The sequence below is a fragment of the Fuscovulum sp. genome (genome assembly GCA_035192965.1).
Classification (GTDB): domain Bacteria; phylum Pseudomonadota; class Alphaproteobacteria; order Rhodobacterales; family Rhodobacteraceae; genus Paragemmobacter.
This window is the reverse complement of the sequence record CP136571.1, coordinates 3,655,326-3,673,414: the sequence shown is the minus strand read 5'-3', so window position 1 is coordinate 3,673,414 and position 18,089 is coordinate 3,655,326. Positions and strand designations below refer to the sequence as shown.

Below are 18,089 nucleotides of genomic sequence, written 5' to 3'. Positions count from 1 at the left end.
GCCTGTATGGGCTGAACGGGCTGTGACCCGCTGCGACCGATTTTCATTTGTATTCGGGGGGGGAGAGGCCTTATATGTTGAGCGGAACAGACAGGAATTGCAGGGACAGCGCATGGTGCTGACGGCACAGGATCGGGGGACGGAGTGGTTGTCGCGGGGGGGCTTGCGCCCGACGCGGCAGCGGCTGGCCCTTGCGGCCTTGCTGGTGGGCGATGGCGAGGACCGGCATGTGACGGCGGAAAGCCTGTTCGCGCTGGCCGATCAGTCGGGCGAGAAGGTGTCGCTGGCGACTGTCTACAACACGCTGCGCGCCTTTTGCGAGGCGGGGTTGATGAACGAGGTCGTGGTCGACGGGTCGAAAAGCTATTTCGACACGCGCATGGATGACCACCCGCATTTCTATTGGGAAGACACCGCGACGCTGAGCGATGCGCCCGCCGATACGCTGCGGATCGAGGGGCTGCCCGAGGCGCCCGCCGGGATGCAGGTGTCGCGCGTGGATGTGGTGATCCGGCTGAAGCGGGCCTGAGGCCGAGGCCTGTTCAGGCCAGCGCCCGCAGGGGCGGAAAAGCGCACATATCCTGAAACGTGCAGAAGGCGGGCGGGGCGAGGTCCATCTGCGGGATGTCTTGCTGGAGCCGGGCCGTCCAATCCTGCATGGTCGCGCGCCAGACGGGCAGGGCTGCCGTGGGCAGGGCGCGTTTCACATAGGCCAGGGTGGTGTGAAAGGCGTAGGCGTCATGCCCCGGAGAGCGCAGGCGCAGGGTTTCCGACAGCCGGTTGCGCCAGGCGCGGGCGGCGGATTCGTCGGCCTGGGTCAGGCCTTCCAGCGTAACGCCGAACGGGGTGGCGGCGGCCACCTTCATGCGGAAGGGCGGCGGTGGGGCGAAGCCTTCGAGCCGGGCGGCCATGGCGGCGGTCACGGCGGGAATTGACAGATCGGCATCCAGCCCTTCGGGCCAACGGTGCGGATCGCGGCGGGTCTCGACCACCCCTTCGAATACGGTCATGTGCCAGCTTTCGGGGGGCGTCAGCGCCAGAAGATGCGCATGGGGCAGATCGGCGAGGGCGGCGCGGAAGCGCGACAGCGCGGCTTCGGTTGGCGATCCGGGGATCACCTGACAGACCACCGTATTCCCGGTTTCGGGCAGGAAGCGGCCGGAGTCATCGAAGCGGGTGCCGAGGCGCGGGTTGATCCATCCGGCACCAGGCGAAAGGGTTTGTTCCCAGGACATCGGTCTGTCTCCTTGGCGTCTGCGGTTTGCAGATGTCGCAGGGGCGGGTGACAGGCGGATGACAGGGTGGGCAAAAGATTGGGGGGGCGGTTGCCCGCCCCCCCTTTCAGCCAGCAATCAGTTTGGGCCGATCACTTCGGCACGAGGACCGCGTTGACGACGTGGATCACGCCGTTCGACTGGTTCACGTCGGCGATGGTGACCTGGCTTGCGTTGCCGCTTTCGTCGATCAGGTAAAGGTTGCGGCCTTTGACCTGTGCCGAGAGTGCGTCGCCCGAGACGGTCTGCATGTGGAAGAAGCCATCGCTGGATGCCTTGGCGCGGGCCATGATGTCGGCGCCCGACAGTTTGCCTGCGACGACATGGGCGGTCAGCACCTTGGTCAGCATGGCCTTGTTTTCCGGCATCAGCAGCGTGTCGACGGTGCCGGCGGGCAGCGCGGCGAAGGCGTCATTGACCGGAGCGAAGACGGTGAACGGGCCGGGGGATTGCAGGGTTTCCACCAGACCGGCGGCCTGAACGGCGGCGACGAGGGTGGTGTGATCCTTGGAGTTGACGGCGTTCTCGACGATGTTCTTGTCGGCGAACATGGGCGCACCGCCCACCATCGGGTTGTCCTGGGCAAGGACGGGAAGGGCGATCAGCGTGGACAGGGCAAGGCCGCGCAGCGTGGTCTTGAGCATGGAAACCTCCGGGTTTGGGCGGAACCGTTCCGCCTGTGATCCAATGAACGGGGGGAGGTGCGCAAAAGTTTCAGCGGCGACGAAAAGGTTGTGTCAGCAGGCGATCAAGCCATGCCTCGCGCCGGGTCCGGAAGGATTCAATGCCAAGGGCCATGGTCTGCGGGTCGCCCTGCGGGGCATGGCGCAGGGTGCCAAACAGGCGATCCCAGAGCGAGAGGTTGAAGCCGTAATTGCTGTTGGTTTCTTCGGGGCGAACCGAATGGTGGATGCGGTGCAGCGAGGGGGTGACGATCAAGCGGCGGAGGAGGCTATCCGCTCGGTCTGGCAGGCGGATATTGGCGTGGGTGAAGAGGGCGGTGGCGTTCAGTGCGATTTCAAACGCGATCACCGCAAGGGCGGGGGCGCCGAGGATCACCACGGCAGCAATCTTGAGAAGGGTGGAGAGCAGGATCTCCAGCGGGTGAAAGCGCAGGCCGGTGGTGGCATCGAGATGGGTGTCGGAATGGTGCATGCGGTGCAGTCGCCAGAGGGCGGGGACATGGTGCATCATCACATGCTGGCCCCAGATAAGAAGATCCAGCAGCAGGAAGGCGATGGGGATGGAGAGCCAGAGCGGCAGGGGGGAGAGAAGGCCCCAGCCCTGCGCCGTGGCCCAACTGGCGGCGGCAACGGGCAGGATCGGGATCAGCAGGCGGACAAGGACCGTGTCGATGGCGACAAGGGCCAGGTTGTTGGTCCAGCGGATGAGGCGCGGGATTTCTGCACGGCGGTCAGGGGCGGCGAATTCCCAAAGCGCCATCACGGCCAGCGTGCCGAGAAAGGCCACAAGGCGGATGAGGTCGGCGCTGTCCAATGCTGCGGTCCCCTCTGCCCGCCTTTGAGTGAGAGTGTGGGCGCGGCGGGGTTTTGGCAAGGGTGGGCTTGATCGGGGGGCGGGGGTCGGCTAGGCTTGTGGAAACGTTTACATAGCTTGCAGCAAGGACCGTATCGCCGATGAAAGCCGCCCGGATGAACCGCCTTTTCGCGCCTTCGGGCAATTGCTTTGACGTGGCCATTGACCATGGCATGTTCAACGAGCGCAGCTTTCTGGGCGGGATCGAGGATATGGGGGCGGCGATCCGTGCCGTTGCGGCGGCGAAGCCTGATGCCATTCAGTTGCCACCCGGAACGGCGCGGCTGTTGCAGGCCATTCCGGGGAAGGACAAGCCTGCGCTGGTGCTGCGGACGGATATCGCGAACGTTTACGGCACGCCTTTGCCCCGCGTGCTGTTTTCCGAGGTGATCGATCGGGCGGTGGAGCAAGGGGTGGTGCTGGATGCGGCCTGCGTGGTGGTGAACCTGCTGCTGCTGCCCGACCAGCCGGAGGTGTACCGCGCCTGCGTGCGCAACGTGAATTCCCTGAAGCGGGAATGCGAGATTATGGGGATGCCGCTGATGGTGGAGCCTTTGGTCATGCAGGACAATGCCAAGGGCGGCTATATGGTCGATGGCGATATCGACAAGATTCTGCCGTTGGTCCGGCAGGCGGCGGAGCTGGGGGCGGATATCATCAAGGCGGACCCCTGTTCGGACGTGTCGGAATATCACCGGGTGATCGAGATTGCGCAGGGCCTGCCCGTGCTGGTGCGCGGGGGCGGGCGCGTGTCGGATGCGGAGATTTTGTCGCGGACGGCGGAGTTGATGAAGCAGGGCGCGCGCGGCATCGTCTATGGGCGCAACGTAATCCAGCATCCCGATCCGGGGGGGATGACGCGGGCGCTGATGGCGGTGGTGCACGAGGGGGTATCGCCCGAGGCTGCGCTTGCGATGATCGGGGGCAAGTGATGCGCGAGGTTCGCTTTGGTATCATCGGCTGCGGGTTGATGGGGCGGGAGTTCGCCTCGGCCGCGGCGCGTTGGATGCATCTGACGGGGATGAAGGCGAAGCCGCGCATCGTGGCGGTGTGCGATACCAACCCCGCGCTGATGGGCTGGTATACAGACGCGCTGGGGCCGATGCAGGTGACGACGGATTACCGGGAATTGCTGGCCAATCCGGAGGTGGAGGCGGTCTATTGCGCGGTGCCCCATGTGCTGCACGCGGAAATCTATCCGGCGATCCTTGCGGCGGGGAAGCATCTGCTGGGGGAAAAGCCGTTCGGGATGGATCTGGCGCAGAACCGGGCCATCATGGCGGCGATTGCGGCGCGGCCCGATCTGATGGTGCGCTGTTCATCCGAGATGCCCTTTTACCCCGGCGCGCAGAAGGTGGTGGAGTTCGTGCGGTCTGGCGCCGTGGGGCCGGTGCTGGAGGTGGAGGCGTGTTTCCTGCATTCCAGCGACATCAACCCCGACAAGCCGATCAACTGGAAGCGGATGGGGTTGGTGAATGGCGACTATGGCTGCATGGGCGATCTGGGGATGCATGTGCTGCATGTGCCGCTGCGCCTTGGCTGGCGGCCTGCGCGGGTGACGGCGTCGCTGGTCAAGCGGGTGGCGACGCGGCCCGACGGCAAGGGCGGACGGGTGGCCTGCGATACATGGGACAATGCGACGATCACGGCGACGGTGCCGGATGCGGGCGGCGATTTCCCCATGGTGCTGAAGACATGGCGGATTGCACCCGGCGAGGCGAATACCTGGTCGATCCGCGTGCTGGGGATGACGGGGTCGGCGTTCTTTTCCACCAAGAACCCGCGCCAGTGGTCATGGATGCGCTATGAGGCGGGCGGGTCGCAGGGATGGGTGACCGAGGATCTGGGATACACGCCGCTGTTCGGGGCGATCACGGGCGGGATTTTCGAATTCGGGTTCACGGACGCGATCCAGCAGATGTGGGCGGCCTTTGTCGATGAACTGGCAGGCGGGGATGCGAAGGGCTTTCCCTGCGCCACGCCGGAGGAGGCGGCGGCGCATCATGCGGTGCTGACGGCGGCCTTGCAGGCGGGGGTGTCGGGGCAGTCGGTCGGGGTGTCCTATTGATGCAGACCCCGGCAACCAGACGCGGCATCGCCTGTGCGGGGAACTGGATCGTGGATATCGTCCACACGATCGAAGCCTGGCCCGCGAAAAGCGATCTGGTGCGGATCGTGGATGAGGTGGAGGGCACCGGGGGCGGGGCGGCGAATGTGATGCTGTCGCTGGCGGCGTTTCAGGCCGGGCTGCCGCTTTGGGCGATCGGGTTGGTGGGGATGGACCGACACGCGGCGACGGTGCGCTGGGCGGTGAAGGCGGCGGGGGCCGGGCTGGAGCATCTGGCCGAGACGGAGCGCGCGCCCACGGCGCATACGCATGTGATGAACCTGCCGGGGGACAGCCGGACGTTCTTTTACCATCCCGGCACGAATGACCTGCTGGATGAGGGCGATATCGCGGTCGAGGCGGTGGCGGCAGAGGGGGCAAAGGTCTTCTACCTTGGCTATCTGAACCTGCTGGGCAAGCTGGATGCGGTGGTGGACGGGACCACGGGCGCGGCGCGGGTGCTGCGGCGGGCGCAGGCGGCGGGAATGGTGACGGCGGTTGATCTGGTGTCCACCGACCGGGCCGAGTTCCGCGCGGCGGTGGAGGCGGCGCTGCCTTTCGTGGATGTGCTGTTTCTGAATGAGGTGGAGGCGGCGCGGGCCACCGGGCGCGTGATCGCGGGAGCCGAGGATGTGGCGGCGATCGAGGCGGCCGCGCGGCAGTTGCAGGAGGGCGGTGCGGGGCAGGTGGTGGTGCATACCCCGGCGCTGGGCCTGTGGCTGGAGGCGGGGGGGCGGCTGACGGTGGTCAACCCCGATCCGGTGCCGCCGGCGCAGGTGGTCAGCCCGGTCGGCGCAGGCGATGCCTTTGCCGCGGGCTGCCTTTACGGGCTGCATGAGGGGTGGGATGTGCGGGCCTGCCTGCGGCTGGGCCACCGCGCGGCGGCCGCTTGCCTGCGCGGGGCGACGGCGACAGGGGCGATCCCGCCTTTGACGGCGCTGACGGGCTGAGGCGGCGGGCGCTTTCCTTCCGTTGGACGGGGAGATGCGCCCTGTGTTTCACCTTGGCCCAAATACCCCATGCGACCTTGCCGCCAGTATGTCCGCTGCAATGATGGCGGGGGGTCACAGGGGGGCTGTGGAGCCCCGTGCGGCTGTGGTGCCGCGTGTGATCAGGGTCAGGGGCAGGCTGGGTGGCGGGGGTGGGGTGTCACCGCGCATCAGGGCGATAAGGATGTCCACGGCGGCCTGGCCGATCTGGCGGATGGGCTGGGCGACGGTGGTCAGTTGCGGGATGGTGTAGCGCGCGGCGGGCAGGTCATCGAAGCCGATCACCGACAGATCATCCGGCACAGTCAGGCCGTGCGCCACGGCGGCGTGCAGGGCGCCGATGGCGGCCATGTCGGAAATGCCAATCAGGGCCGTGGGGGTGCCGTCGGACAGCAGGTCGGCGGCGAGGCTGCGGCAGGCCTCAAAGCTGTGATCCGGGCCGAGGCGGGTGGCCATGGGGGCCAGCCCCGCGCTGGCCAGTTCCGCTACGATCCCGGCCAGCCTTTCCTGCACCGGGGCAGAATGGCCGGGCGCGCCCACGACCCCGATGGCGCGGTGGCCGAGGTCGAGCAGGTGGCGCGCGAGCATTCGCCCGCCGGCATGGTGATCGGCGGCCACGGCGGGCGTTCCGGGCAGCGCCCGGTCTACCGCCACGATGGGCACCCGCGCCGCGCTGAGCCGCGCCACGGCGGCCCCGTCTGACGTGACCGCGGCTAGGATCACCCCATCCACCTGTTGGGCCAGCATGGCGGCGACATAGGCGGCCTCATGTTCCGGGCTTTCGGCGGTGGAGCAGATCATCGCCTGATAACCGCGCGCGAACAGGGCCTGTTCCACGGTATGGGCGAGGATGCCGAAAAAATGCACGTCCAGCGCGGGCAAAAGCACGCCCACCATCCGGCTGGAGCCTGAGCGCATCATCCGCGCGCCGGCATTGGGGCGATAGCCAAGCTCGGCCACTGCCGCCTCGATCCGGGCGCGCATGTCGGCGCTGACATAGCCCGATCCGTTGACCACGCGGGACACCGTGGCGATGGAGGCCCCGGCACGATTTGCGATGTCCCTGATCTTGATCATGGCGCGGGCCCCTGTTCTGCCCTTCTGTCTAGCTGTGCCTGCCGGAAGAGCAAGGCTGTCAGGGTGGGCCTTGGAACAGATATATACATTCAGACTCTTGAATGTTTATGAGACTCCGGTTACCTCTGCCCCATCCTTTTCTGGAGAGTTGCCATGCGCCCCATCTCTGCCTTTTCGCTGATTGCCCTTTTTCTGAGTGCGGTTCCGGCTTTTGCGGACAGTGTCACGCTGGCCCCGGTCAGCATCACCGAATGGAAGGCCGTTTATGGCCGGGTGGAGGCGCGGGATCGTATTCCGGCGCGGGCGCGGCTGGGCGGGACGTTGGTTTCGCTGAGCGTGGCCGAGGGCGATGTCGTGGCGCAGGGCGATGTGCTGGCCGAGATCGTGGATGAAAAGCTGGGCTTTCAACTGGCCGCGCTGGAGGCGCAGGGGCAGGCGTTGGCGGCGCAACTGGCCAACGCGCAGACGGAATTGACGCGGGGTGAAGAGTTGCTGGCACAGGGGGTGACGACGGCGCAGCGGCTGGACGCGCTGCGCACGCAGGTGGATGTGGTCACGGGCCAGATTGCGGCGCTGGAGGCGCAGCGGCAGGTGGTGGCGCAGCAGGCGGCGGAGGGCGCGGTGCTGGCCCCGGTGGCGGGGCGGGTGCTGGATGTGCCAGTGGCGCAGGGCGCGGTGGTGATGCCGGGTGAGGCGGTCGCGCAGATCGGCGGCGGCGGCATCTTCCTGCGGCTGGCCGTGCCGGAGCGGCACGCGGCCAACCTGACCGAGGGAGATGCGATCCAGATCGAAGGGGCGGATGGTGTGGCCGAGGGGCGGTTGGTGAAGGTCTATCCGCTGATCGAGAATGGCCGCGTGGTGGCCGATGTCGAGGTGGCGGGGCTGTCGGACCGGTTCGTGGATGCGCGGGTGCTGGTGCGCCTACCGGTGGGGGAGCGCGCGGCGCTGCTGGTACCGGAGGCGGCGCTGGTGACGCGGGGCGGGGTGGATTTCGTCGGCATCGAGGGCGCGGGATTGCGCGCCGTGGTGCCGGGTGCGCGGGTGAGCATCGAGGGCGCGGCGATGGTCGAGGTGCTGACCGGGTTGCAGGCGGGTGACGTGGTGACGGTCGATGCTGCGGCGGCGGAGGTGGGCCATGAGTGATTTGCAAGGCGCATCGCTGGGCATTGCCGGGCGGCTGACGAAAGGGTTCATCGCATCGGCCCTGACGCCGCTGTTCATTCTGGCGGCGTTGGCGATGGGGTTGGTGGCGTTGGTGTCGCTGCCGCGCGAGGAGGAGCCGCAGATTTCCGTGCCGCTGGTGGATATCCATGTGCAGGCGCAGGGACTGCGCGCCGAGGATGGCGTGAAGCTGGTGACCGAGCCGCTGGAGATCCTTGTGAAGGGGATCAACGATGTGGAGCATGTCTATTCCCAGACACGGGATGATGCGGTTCTGGTGACGGCGCGGTTCGAGGTGGGGACCAAGGCCGAGGATGCGATCCTGCGGGTCCATGACAAGATCCGCGCCAATATCGGGCGGCTTCCGGTGGGGATACCCGAGCCTTTGGTGATCGGGCGGGGGATCGACGATGTGGCGATCCTGACGCTGACGCTATCCGGGGAAGGGGTTTCGGCCAATGACCTGACCCGCGTGGTGCGCGCGCTGCAATCCGAGGTGGCGAAGACCGAAGATGTGGGGCTGACCTATATCGTGGGCGAGGCGCAGGAGGCCATTCGTATCGCGCCCGATCCGGAGCGGTTAGCGCTGTACGGTGTGACCTTGCAGCAGTTGGCGGGGAAGGTGGCGCAGGCCAACCGGACGCTGAACACCGGCAAGGTGCGGGCGGATGGTGGACAGATTGATCTGGTCGCGGGCGAGACGATGACCGCGCCGTCGGACGTGGCGAACCTGCTCCTGACAACGCGGGACGGGCGGCCGGTCTATGTGGCTGATGTGGCGGAGGTGAGCTTTGTTCCTGACACGTCGGACCATATCGTCAGCCATCTGGTGAAGGATGCGGCGGGGGTGGTGCAACGGTCGCCCGCTGTGACGCTGGCCGTGGCCAAGCGGGCAGGAGCCAATGCGGTGGTGGTGGCGGAAGAGGTGCTGCACCGGGTGGAGACGTTGGAGGGCAAGCTGATCCCCGAGGGGATGACCCTGACCGTGACGCGCGACTATGGCGAGACGGCGAATGAAAAGGCCAATGAGTTGCTGTTCCATCTGGGGCTGGCGACGGTGTCGATCATCGCGCTGGTCTGGTTGGCGATCGGCTGGCGCGAGGCGATTGTGGTGGCGATCGTCATTCCGGTGACGATCCTGCTGACGCTGTTTGCGGCCTGGATCATGGGATATACGCTGAACCGCGTCAGCCTGTTTGCGCTGATCTTTTCCATCGGGATTCTGGTGGATGATGCCATCGTGGTGATCGAGAACATCGCGCGGCATTGGGCGATGAAGGACATACGCAGCCGGATGCAGGCGGCGATTGATGCGGTGGCGGAGGTGGGCAATCCCACCATTGTGGCCACGCTGACGGTGGTGGCGGCGCTGTTGCCGATGCTGTTCGTGAGCGGGTTGATGGGACCCTATATGTCGCCCATTCCGGCCAACGCATCCGCCGCGATGATCTTTTCGTTCTTTGTTGCGGTCATCATCACGCCTTGGCTGATGGTGAAGATTGCGGGGAAGGCCGACATGTCGGCCCATGCCGGGGATGACAGCCATGGCGGGCATCAGGGCGGGTGGCTGGAGCGGGGCTATGGCGCGGTGGCGCGGCCTTTGCTGGCGTCCAAGGCGCGGAGCCTTGGGTTTTTGCTGATCACTGCGGCGCTGTCGTTCGGGTCGCTGGCGGCGCTTTACACCCGCGACGTGACGGTGAAGCTTTTGCCGTTCGACAACAAATCCGAATTGTCGGTGATGATTGACCTGCCCGAAGGCGCATCGGTCGAGGCGACGGACCGGGTGGCGCAGGATGTGGCGGCGGTGGTGATGGGGATGGCGGAGGTGACATCCGTGCAGACCCATGCAGGGACGGCTGCACCGTTCAACTTCAACGGGTTGGTGCGGCATACCTATCTGCGGGCCGAGCCGCAATTGGGCGAGGTGGCGATCAACCTGCTGCCCAAGGCGGACCGCGACCGCGCGAGCCATGACATCGCGCTGGATATTCGCGAGCGGCTGAAAGCCGTTGCGGTGCCGGAGGGGACGGTGCTGAAGACCGTGGAACCCCCGCCGGGGCCGCCGGTGATTGCCACGCTGCTGGCCGAGGTTTACGGGCCGGATGCCGAGACGCGGCGGGCGGCGGCGGCGCAGATACGGGCTGCGTTCGAGGCGGTGCCCTTCGTGGTGGATGTGGATGACAGTTTCGGGGTGAAGGCCCCGCGCCTGCGGGCCACGATTTCGACCGATGATCTGGAATTCTTTGGTGTGCAGGAGGCGGATGTCTTCGACACCATGGCGCTGCTGAATGGCGGGCAGGTGGTGGGCTATTCGCATCGGGGCGAGGGGCGCTATCCCATCCCGCTGATCGTGGGGCGTGCGAAGGGCGACCGGGTGCTGGATGAGCGGTTCCTGTCGACGCCGATCCCGGCCAATGTGCTGCCCGGTGCGCGGGGGGTGGTGGAGCTGGGTGATGTGATCCGGGTGGCGGAGGAGCAATCCTCTTATCCGGTATTCCGCCATAACGGGCGCGAGGCCGAGATGGTGACAGCCGAGCTTGCCGGGGATTTCGAGGCGCCGCTCTACGGGATGCTGGCGGTGGCGGATGCCATCGAGGCGCAGGATTGGGCGCCGGGGACCAAGCCCGAGATCAGTCTGCATGGCCAGCCCGAGGATGAGGGCAAGGTCACGCTGCTATGGGATGGCGAGTGGGAAGTGACCTATGTCACCTTCCGAGACATGGGGGCGGCCTTTGGGGTGGCGCTGTTGGCCATCTATATTCTGGTGGTGGCGCAGTTCGGATCGTTCAAGCTGCCCTTGGTGATCCTGACGCCCATTCCGCTGACATTCCTTGGCATCATCGTGGGGCATTGGCTGTTTGCCGCGCCGTTTTCGGCCACGTCGATGATCGGGTTCATCGCGCTCGCGGGGATCATCGTGCGCAATTCCATCCTGCTCGTGGATTTCATCCGGCACACGACGACCGGGCCTGTCACGGTGGCTGTGCTGATTGCGGCGGGGGCGATCCGGTTCAAGCCGATCCTGCTGACGGCGGTGGCGGCGATGATCGGGGCGGTGGTGATTCTGGCGGACCCGATCTTTCAGGGCTTGGCGATTTCGCTGCTGTTCGGGCTGCTGTCATCCACACTTCTGACGGTGCTGGTGATTCCGGCGATCTATCGGGTGATGCGGACCTGAGGCAGGGCTGCGCGTATTTTAGACCGCCCTTCGGATGGGGACGCGGAGCAAGGGGTGAAGGCGCATACGGATTTCAGCGCGGACTACTCTGTCGCGGGCGGGTAAACCGCGCGGGCAGGGTGTAGATAAAGAGGGCGGGTTCCTTGAACATCAATTCAAGCCTCCCAGCGTCGGCTTGGTGACTGGCGGCGCATGGTGCAGTAGCGAGTGAGGTCACTTCGTCAGCCGGGAGGCGGATGGCTGCGCTGCCGATGCCATTTCAGCGCCGGCTTGACGAGGTGACAGGTAGCACTGCTGGTGCAGACGGACCTTTCAATCAGAATGAAAACATGTCGGTGACCTGACGCTTGCCCAGCGTCAGCGCGTCGGCGACATGGACCATAGGGGCGAGATCCACCTCTGCCGTGCCGGACCGGACAAGTTCGGCCATGCGGGCGTAGAGTTTGGGGTATTCGCCCATGATCGTGTGTTCACCCGCAACCTCGACACCCGCCACTTCGAACCGGTTGCCGCCAAAGAGCAGGGCGCAGGGGCCGGCATTGGTGTCCAGTTCGATATCCCAGGTCTGCGGCCCTTCCTGACGCCAGTCGAAATCGGCGGTGATGTTGCCGGAAAAGGCGATGCGGGCCGCGATCGGGGTGTCGCGATTGGCGGGAAATTCCAGCGTAGCGGCGGTGACATGGACCGGGGCCGGAAGGATTTCCGTCAGGATCGAAAGCGCGTTGATGCCGGGATCAAAGACGCCCATGCCGCCCGGTTCAAACACCCAATCCTGACCGGGATGCCATTTGCGCACGTCTTCGCGCCAAGTGATATGGGCGCGGGTGATGGTCTTGTCCTTGAGCCATGCTTTTGCGGGGGCCACAGCTTCGGCCATGCGGGAGTGCCATGTGGCATAAAGCGTGACGCCGTGATCGGCGGCGTGGCGTTCGAGGGCGTGCACCTCGGCCAGTGTTTGCCCCGGTGGTTTTTCCAGCATGACATGGCGGCCTGCCTTGAGCGCCATTTCGGCATAGGGATAGCGCGGCTGTGGTGGCAGGCAGAGCGAGATGGTGGTGATGTCGGGGCGTTCGGCCAGCATCGTGGCGAAATCGGTGAAGGCGGGAACGCCGTCCACGGTGCCGGAGCGGCTGACCGTGGCGGCGAGTTCCCAATCGGGCGAGGCGGCCAGCGCGGGGACGTGCTGGTCGCGGGCGATCTTGCCGATGCCGACGAGGGCGAGTTTCATCAATGCGAGTCCTTGCCAACGGGCGCGCCCCGGCAGCCCAGCATGAAATCAAGATCGGCCCCGGTATCGGCGCCCATCACATGGCTGTGGTGCAGCATGGCATAGCCGCTGTCGGGCGGGGCGATGCGGGGTGTCCATGCGGCCTGACGGCGGGCGATTTCCTCATCCGACACTTCCAGATGGAGGCGGCGGTTGGGGACGTCCAGTTGAATGAAATCGCCGTTCTGCACGATGGCGAGGGGGCCGCCCACGGCCGCTTCGGGGCTGGTGTGCAGGCAGACGGTGCCGAAGGCGGTGCCGGACATGCGCGCATCCGAGATGCGGACCATGTCGGTGATGCCCTTTTTCAGCACCTTGGGCGGCAGGCCCATATTGCCGACCTCGGCCATGCCCGGATAGCCTTTGGGGCCGCAATTCTTGAGCACCATGACGCAGGTTTCGTCGATGTCGAGGTCGGGGTCGTTGATCTTGGCCTTGTAGTCGTCGATATCTTCAAACACCACGGCGCGGCCGCGATGGACCATGAGCGACGGGGTCGCGGCAGAGGGTTTGAGGACGGAGCCGTTGGGGGCAAGGTTGCCCTTGAGGACGACGACGCCACCGGATTGCGTCAGCGCCTTTTCGACGGGAAGGATCACGTCGGCGTTGTGGTTGATCACATCCTTGACCTGTTCCCAGGCGGTTTCGCCAGAGACGGTGAGCGCGTCCTTGTTCAGAAGGCCCGCCTCGCCCAGGCGTTTCAGAACGACGGGCAGGCCGCCTGCGTAGAAGAATTCCTCCATCAGGTATTTGCCCGACGGCATGAGGTTGACGATGGTGGGGACATCGCGGCCAAGGCGATCCCAGTCATCCAGTGTCAGGTCGATGCCGACGCGGCCCGCGATGGCGAGGATGTGGATGACGGCATTGGTCGAACCGCCGATGGCGGCATTGGTGCGGATGGCGTTTTCAAACGCCTCGCGCGTGAGGATGTCAGAGGGTTTGAGATCATCCTTGACCATCTGCACGATGCGGCGGCCCGACATCTGCGCCATGACGCGACGACGCGAGTCCACCGCCGGGATGGCGGCATTGCCCGAAAGCGCCATGCCGAGTGCTTCGGCCATGGAGGCCATGGTCGAGGCGGTGCCCATCGTGTTGCAGGAACCGGCAGAGCGGGACATCGACGCCTCGGCCTCGGCAAACTCGGCCGGGGTCATTTCGCCTGCTTTTACCGCTTCCGAGAATTTCCACAGGTGCGTGCCGGACCCCACACGTTCGCCGCGGAAATAGCCGTTCAGCATCGGCCCGCCGGTGACAATGATCGAAGGCAGGTCGGTGGAGGCGGCGGCCATAAGGAGCGAGGGGGTGGTCTTGTCGCAGCCCACGAGCAGGACGCAGCCATCCATCGGCTGGCCGCGCATCTGTTCCTCGACCGACATGGCGGCGAGGTTGCGGAACATCATCGCGGTGGGACGGAAGGCGGATTCGGAGACGGAGAAGACCGGCACTTCGACCGGGAAACCGCCAGCCTCATAGATGCCGTTCTTTACCTTTTCCGCCAGGTCGTTGAGGTGGGCGTTGCAGGGGTTGAGTTCGGACCAGGTGTTCAGGATGCCGATGACCGGGCGGCCATCGAACAGATCATGGGGAAAGCCCTGATTTTTCATCCAGCCGCGGTGGTAGATGTTGTCGCGGCTGGAACCGCCGAACCATTCCTGCGAACGCAGTTTGCGGGGCCATTTGGCGGGCTTGAAGGTCATGTCTTCCTCACAGGGCGGTCACGGAAATGGTGCCGGATTGGGCGGGGGCCTTGGCGAGCGGGTTCTTCAGGGGCAGGCCGAAGGGGGCGGACTCAATTTCAAAGATATCGCCGGGACGGGTGGAAATGCCATCCGCAAAGGAGAGGGTGGCGGTGCCGAACATATGGACATGCACATCGCCGGGGCGGCGGAAGATATCATATTTGAAATGGTGGTGTTCGAGGTTGGCCATGCTGTGGGACATGTTCGCCTCGCCCGACAGGAAGGGCTTTTCCCAGATCACCGCGCCGTCGCGGCGGATGCGGGACATGCCCTGCACGTCGGCGGGCAGATCGCCCACAAGGATTTCGGGGCCGAAAGACGCCTCGCGCAGTTTGGAATGGGCGAGCCAGAGGTAGTTCACCCGTTCGGTGACGTGGTCGGAAAATTCATTCGCCAACGCCCAGCCGAGGCGGCAGGGGGTGCCATCGGGGGCGATGATGTAGATGCCCGCAAGCTCTGGCTCTTCGCCGCCGTCTTCGGCGAAGGGGGGCATGGTCAGGGGTTGGCCGGGGGCGATGGCGGTGGTGCCGTTGCCTTTGTAGAACCATTCGGGCTGCACGCCGGGGGTGGCGGGGGCGGGGCGGCCGCCTTCGAGACCCATCCGAAACATCTTCATGCTGTCGGTGAGGGTTTCCGCACCCTCCAGCTTTGCATGCATCGCGTCGCGGGCGGAAGCGCTGCCCAGATGGGTAAGGCCAGTGCCGGTGAGCAGCATATGCGCCGGGTCGGGATGGGTGATGGGCAGGGTGACGCGGCCTTCGGCCAGAAGCGAGGGCAGGTCCACTGCCGCGCCCATGCCGCGTTCGGCGATGATGGCGGCGATGGGGCGTTTGGAGGTGGCCGCCTCGAGCGCGAGGTCATAGGTGCTGGCGGTGCCGCGCAGAATGGCAGCTTCGGACCCCGAGCGGACCACAACGGCGAGGGAGCCGTCGGGATGCGTGATTTGGGACAGGAGCATCGGGGGCCTCACTTGTTCTTGTTGTAGACGTCGAAGATGACGGCGGCGAGGAGGACGAGACCTTTGATCACCTGCTGATAGTCGATCCCGATGCCCATGATGGACATGCCGTTGTTCATCACGCCCATGATGAGCGCGCCGACGACGACGCCAATGATCTTGCCCGAACCGCCGGTCATCGAGGCCCCGCCGATGAAGACGGCGGCGATCACGTCCAGTTCGAACCCGCCGCCCGCCTTGGGGGTAGACGAGTTCAGGCGCGCGGCGACGATCATGCCCGCAAGGGCGGCAAGGACGCCCATGTTGCAGAAGGTGAGAAACACCAACCGGTCGGTGTTGATGCCCGACAGGCGGGCGGCTTTTTCATTGCCGCCAAGGGCATAGATGCGGCGGCCCGTGGTCGTGGATTCAGTGAAGAAGGCGTAAAGGACGGTCAGGACCGACAGGACCACCACCACGTTTGGCAGGCCGCGGAAGGAGGCCAGCTTGTAGCCCACGAACAGGAGCGCGGCGGTGATGACAAAGTTGCGGATGGCAAAGACGATCATCGGCTCGGACGTGATGCCGAATTGCTGATCCCTTGCGCGGGCGCGCAGGCCCAGCCAGAGGATCACCACGGCGGCCAGGGCCACCAGTGCGAGCGCGGTCATGTTGGGTTTGTCGACGCCGAAGGCATCGGGGATGAAGCCGGTCGAAAGCGACTGGAAGGATTTCGGGAAGGGGCCGACGTTCTGCCCGGCGAGAAGCCAGAGCGTCAGGCCCCGGAAGACCAGCATCCCGGCCAGCGTGACGATGAAGGAGGGGATGCGCCAATAGGCAACCCAATAGCCCTGCGCCGCCCCGATGGCGAGGCCGACGAGCAGGCAGGTGGGGACTACGGCGATCACGGGCCAGCCCATGTTGACGGTCAGCACGGCGGCCACGGCCCCGGTGAAGCCCACGACAGACCCAACCGACAGGTCGATATGGCCTGCCACGATGACCAGCAGCATCCCCAGCGCCATGATGATGACGTAGGAGTTTTGCAAAAACAGGTTGGTGATGTTCTGCGCTGACAGGAAATCGACTCCTTGGGTCACGCGCACCATCACGGTGAAGAACAGGACGATGGCGACCAGCGCCAGGATCATCCCGTTTTCCCGCAAATGCCCGCCCAGATGCGCGCCGATGCCCTTGCCTGCGCCTGCTGTCTGATCTGCCATCACGCCACCTTTGCCTTGCCGTCGCCCCGAATGATCAGGGACATGATCCGTTCCTGGCTTGCCTCGTCACGGCTAAGTTCGCCGACGATGCGCCCTTCGTTCATCACATAGATGCGGTCGCACATGCCCAGAAGTTCGGGCATTTCGCTGCTGATCATCACGACCCCGCGCCCTTGGGCGGCGAGGTCTTTCATGATGGTGTAAATTTCGAATTTCGCGCCCACGTCGATGCCGCGCGTGGGTTCATCAAGGATCAGGACCTGCGGATCGGCGAACAGCCATTTCGACAGGACGACCTTTTGCTGGTTGCCGCCCGACAGGTTGACCACCTTTTGGAACACGGATGGCGTGCGGATCGACATGGCGCGGCGGTATTCTTCGGCCACCTGCTGTTCGCGCCCGCGCGACAGCACGCCACGTGTGGCCACGCCTGCAAGGTTGGCCAGCGTGATGTTGCGGACGATGGGTTCATCCAGCACGAGGCCAAGCTGTTTGCGATCTTCAGTCACATAGGCGAGGCCGGCGGCGATGGCCTTGGTCACCGACGAGGTATCGACGGCCTTACCGCCCATTTTCACGGTGCCGGAAATGTTGCGGCCATAGGCATGGCCGAAGATGGACATGGCAAGTTCCGTACGGCCCGCGCCCATGAGGCCTGCGATGCCCACGATTTCGCCTTTGCGGACGTTGAAGGCCGCGTCACGGATCATCTGGCGGCCCTGCTGTTCGGGGTGCCAGACATTCCAGCCTTCGACCTCCATCAGCACTTCGCCGGGGTTGCTGTCGCGGTCGGGGTAGCGGTGGGCCATGTCGCGGCCGACCATATCGCGGATGATCCGCTCTTCGCTGATATCGGCCTTGTTCAGGGTCGAAACGGTGCTGCCGTCGCGGATGATGGTGATGCGATCGGCGACGCGGCCGATCTCGTTTAGCTTGTGGCTGATGATGATCTGGGTGACACCCTGCGCCTTAAGCTCCAGCATCAGGTCCAGAAGTTTCTGGCTGTCGTTTTCCTGAAGCGCGGCGGTGGGCTCATCAAGGATGAGGAGGCGCACGTCTTTCGCCAGCGCCTTGGCGATTTCGATCAGTTGCTGCTTGCCGACGCCCAGCTTGCCGACCTGTGTTGTGGGCGGTTCGGACAGGCCCACCTTTTTGAGCAGGCCTTCCGTTTTCTGGAATGCGAGCGGCCAGTTGATGATGCCGTTCGAGGCAACCTCATTTCCGAGAAAGAGGTTTTCCGCGATGGACAGGAGCGGCACGAGGGCCAGTTCCTGATGGATGATGATGATGCCCTTGGCTTCGCTGTCGCGGATCCCGCGGTTGGTGAGGGTGGCACCGTCGTAAAGGATTTCGCCTTCATAGGATCCGTGCGGATAGACGCCGGACAGCACCTTCATCAGGGTGGATTTGCCCGCGCCGTTTTCGCCGCAGATGGCGTGGATTTCGCCTTGTTCGACGGTGAGGTTCACATGATCGAGCGCGCGGACCCCGGGGAAGACCTTGCTGATCTCCCGCATTTCCAGAAGCGTTGCCATGCTGTTCCCCCGGTTGAAGAAAGGCCCGCCCGGCCGCAAGGGCAGGGCGGGCCCGTAGTG

General features: G+C 65.2%; 15 protein-coding genes. 6 read left to right on the top strand and 9 right to left on the bottom strand.

Going from position 1 to position 18,089, the window contains the following annotated elements:
• Window positions 1-112: 112 nt before the first annotated feature.
• Window positions 113-529: a transcriptional repressor gene (locus RSE12_18025; GenBank protein ID WRH62246.1), complete on the top strand. Its 417-nt coding sequence runs from the start codon at window positions 113-115 to the stop codon at window positions 527-529.
• Between the two features lie 13 nt (window positions 530-542).
• On the opposite strand, the gene RSE12_18020 is transcribed toward RSE12_18025, so the two are convergent.
• From RSE12_18020 to RSE12_18010, 3 genes are all read right to left on the bottom strand, one after another.
• On the bottom strand, window positions 543-1,235 hold the full coding sequence (locus tag RSE12_18020; GenBank protein ID WRH62245.1) for a DUF1868 domain-containing protein: 693 nt from the start codon (window positions 1,233-1,235) through the stop codon (window positions 543-545).
• 131 nt (window positions 1,236-1,366) lie between these two features.
• Window positions 1,367-1,918, bottom strand: a complete 552-nt coding sequence (locus RSE12_18015; protein WRH62244.1) for a fasciclin domain-containing protein — start codon at window positions 1,916-1,918, stop codon at window positions 1,367-1,369.
• Window positions 1,919-1,988: 70 nt separating this feature from the next.
• Window positions 1,989-2,771, bottom strand: coding sequence for a sterol desaturase family protein (locus RSE12_18010; GenBank protein WRH62243.1), 783 nt, complete (start codon window positions 2,769-2,771; stop codon window positions 1,989-1,991).
• A 155-nt stretch (window positions 2,772-2,926) separates the two neighbouring features.
• Between RSE12_18010 and RSE12_18005 the strand changes: the two genes are divergently transcribed.
• The 3 genes from RSE12_18005 to RSE12_17995 are packed head-to-tail and all read left to right on the top strand — an operon-like array spanning window position 2,927 to window position 5,867.
• Window positions 2,927-3,742, top strand: coding sequence for an aldolase (locus RSE12_18005; protein ID WRH62242.1), 816 nt, complete (start codon window positions 2,927-2,929; stop codon window positions 3,740-3,742).
• A complete protein-coding gene (locus RSE12_18000; protein WRH62241.1) occupies window positions 3,742-4,878 on the top strand; it encodes a Gfo/Idh/MocA family oxidoreductase in 1,137 nt (378 codons plus the stop codon). The genes RSE12_18005 and RSE12_18000 overlap by 1 nt, the downstream gene beginning before the upstream one ends.
• Window positions 4,878-5,867, top strand: a complete 990-nt coding sequence (locus tag RSE12_17995; GenBank protein ID WRH62240.1) for a carbohydrate kinase family protein — start codon at window positions 4,878-4,880, stop codon at window positions 5,865-5,867. The genes RSE12_18000 and RSE12_17995 overlap by 1 nt, the downstream gene beginning before the upstream one ends.
• A 114-nt stretch (window positions 5,868-5,981) precedes the next feature.
• Here RSE12_17995 and RSE12_17990 read toward each other — a convergent pair whose 3' ends face one another.
• Window positions 5,982-6,983 carry a LacI family DNA-binding transcriptional regulator gene (locus RSE12_17990; protein ID WRH62239.1) on the bottom strand — a complete coding sequence of 334 codons (1,002 nt, stop codon included), beginning with the start codon at window positions 6,981-6,983 and terminating at the stop codon, window positions 5,982-5,984.
• Window positions 6,984-7,136: 153 nt separating this feature from the next.
• Here RSE12_17990 and RSE12_17985 point away from each other — a divergent pair, with 153 nt between their 5' ends.
• Window positions 7,137-8,126, top strand: coding sequence for an efflux RND transporter periplasmic adaptor subunit (locus tag RSE12_17985; GenBank protein ID WRH62238.1), 990 nt, complete (start codon window positions 7,137-7,139; stop codon window positions 8,124-8,126).
• Window positions 8,119-11,322, top strand: coding sequence for an efflux RND transporter permease subunit (locus RSE12_17980; GenBank protein ID WRH62237.1), 3,204 nt, complete (start codon window positions 8,119-8,121; stop codon window positions 11,320-11,322). The genes RSE12_17985 and RSE12_17980 overlap by 8 nt, the downstream gene beginning before the upstream one ends.
• Window positions 11,323-11,638: 316 nt before the next feature.
• Here RSE12_17980 and RSE12_17975 read toward each other — a convergent pair whose 3' ends face one another.
• From RSE12_17975 to mmsA, 5 genes are read right to left on the bottom strand one after another with little or no spacing between them, the layout of a single operon-like run.
• Window positions 11,639-12,550: a Gfo/Idh/MocA family oxidoreductase gene (locus RSE12_17975; GenBank protein ID WRH62236.1), complete on the bottom strand. Its 912-nt coding sequence runs from the start codon at window positions 12,548-12,550 to the stop codon at window positions 11,639-11,641.
• On the bottom strand, window positions 12,550-14,292 hold the full coding sequence (araD, locus tag RSE12_17970) for an L-arabinonate dehydratase (GenBank protein ID WRH62235.1): 1,743 nt from the start codon (window positions 14,290-14,292) through the stop codon (window positions 12,550-12,552). The genes RSE12_17975 and araD overlap by 1 nt, the downstream gene beginning before the upstream one ends.
• Before the next feature lie 7 nt (window positions 14,293-14,299).
• Window positions 14,300-15,292, bottom strand: a complete 993-nt coding sequence (araD1, locus tag RSE12_17965) for an AraD1 family protein (GenBank protein ID WRH62234.1) — start codon at window positions 15,290-15,292, stop codon at window positions 14,300-14,302.
• Window positions 15,293-15,300: 8 nt separating this feature from the next.
• Window positions 15,301-16,494 carry a multiple monosaccharide ABC transporter permease gene (mmsB, locus tag RSE12_17960; protein ID WRH62233.1) on the bottom strand — a complete coding sequence of 398 codons (1,194 nt, stop codon included), beginning with the start codon at window positions 16,492-16,494 and terminating at the stop codon, window positions 15,301-15,303.
• Window positions 16,494-18,029, bottom strand: coding sequence for a multiple monosaccharide ABC transporter ATP-binding protein (gene mmsA, locus RSE12_17955; protein ID WRH62232.1), 1,536 nt, complete (start codon window positions 18,027-18,029; stop codon window positions 16,494-16,496). The genes mmsB and mmsA overlap by 1 nt, the downstream gene beginning before the upstream one ends.
• Window positions 18,030-18,089: the final 60 nt, after the last annotated feature.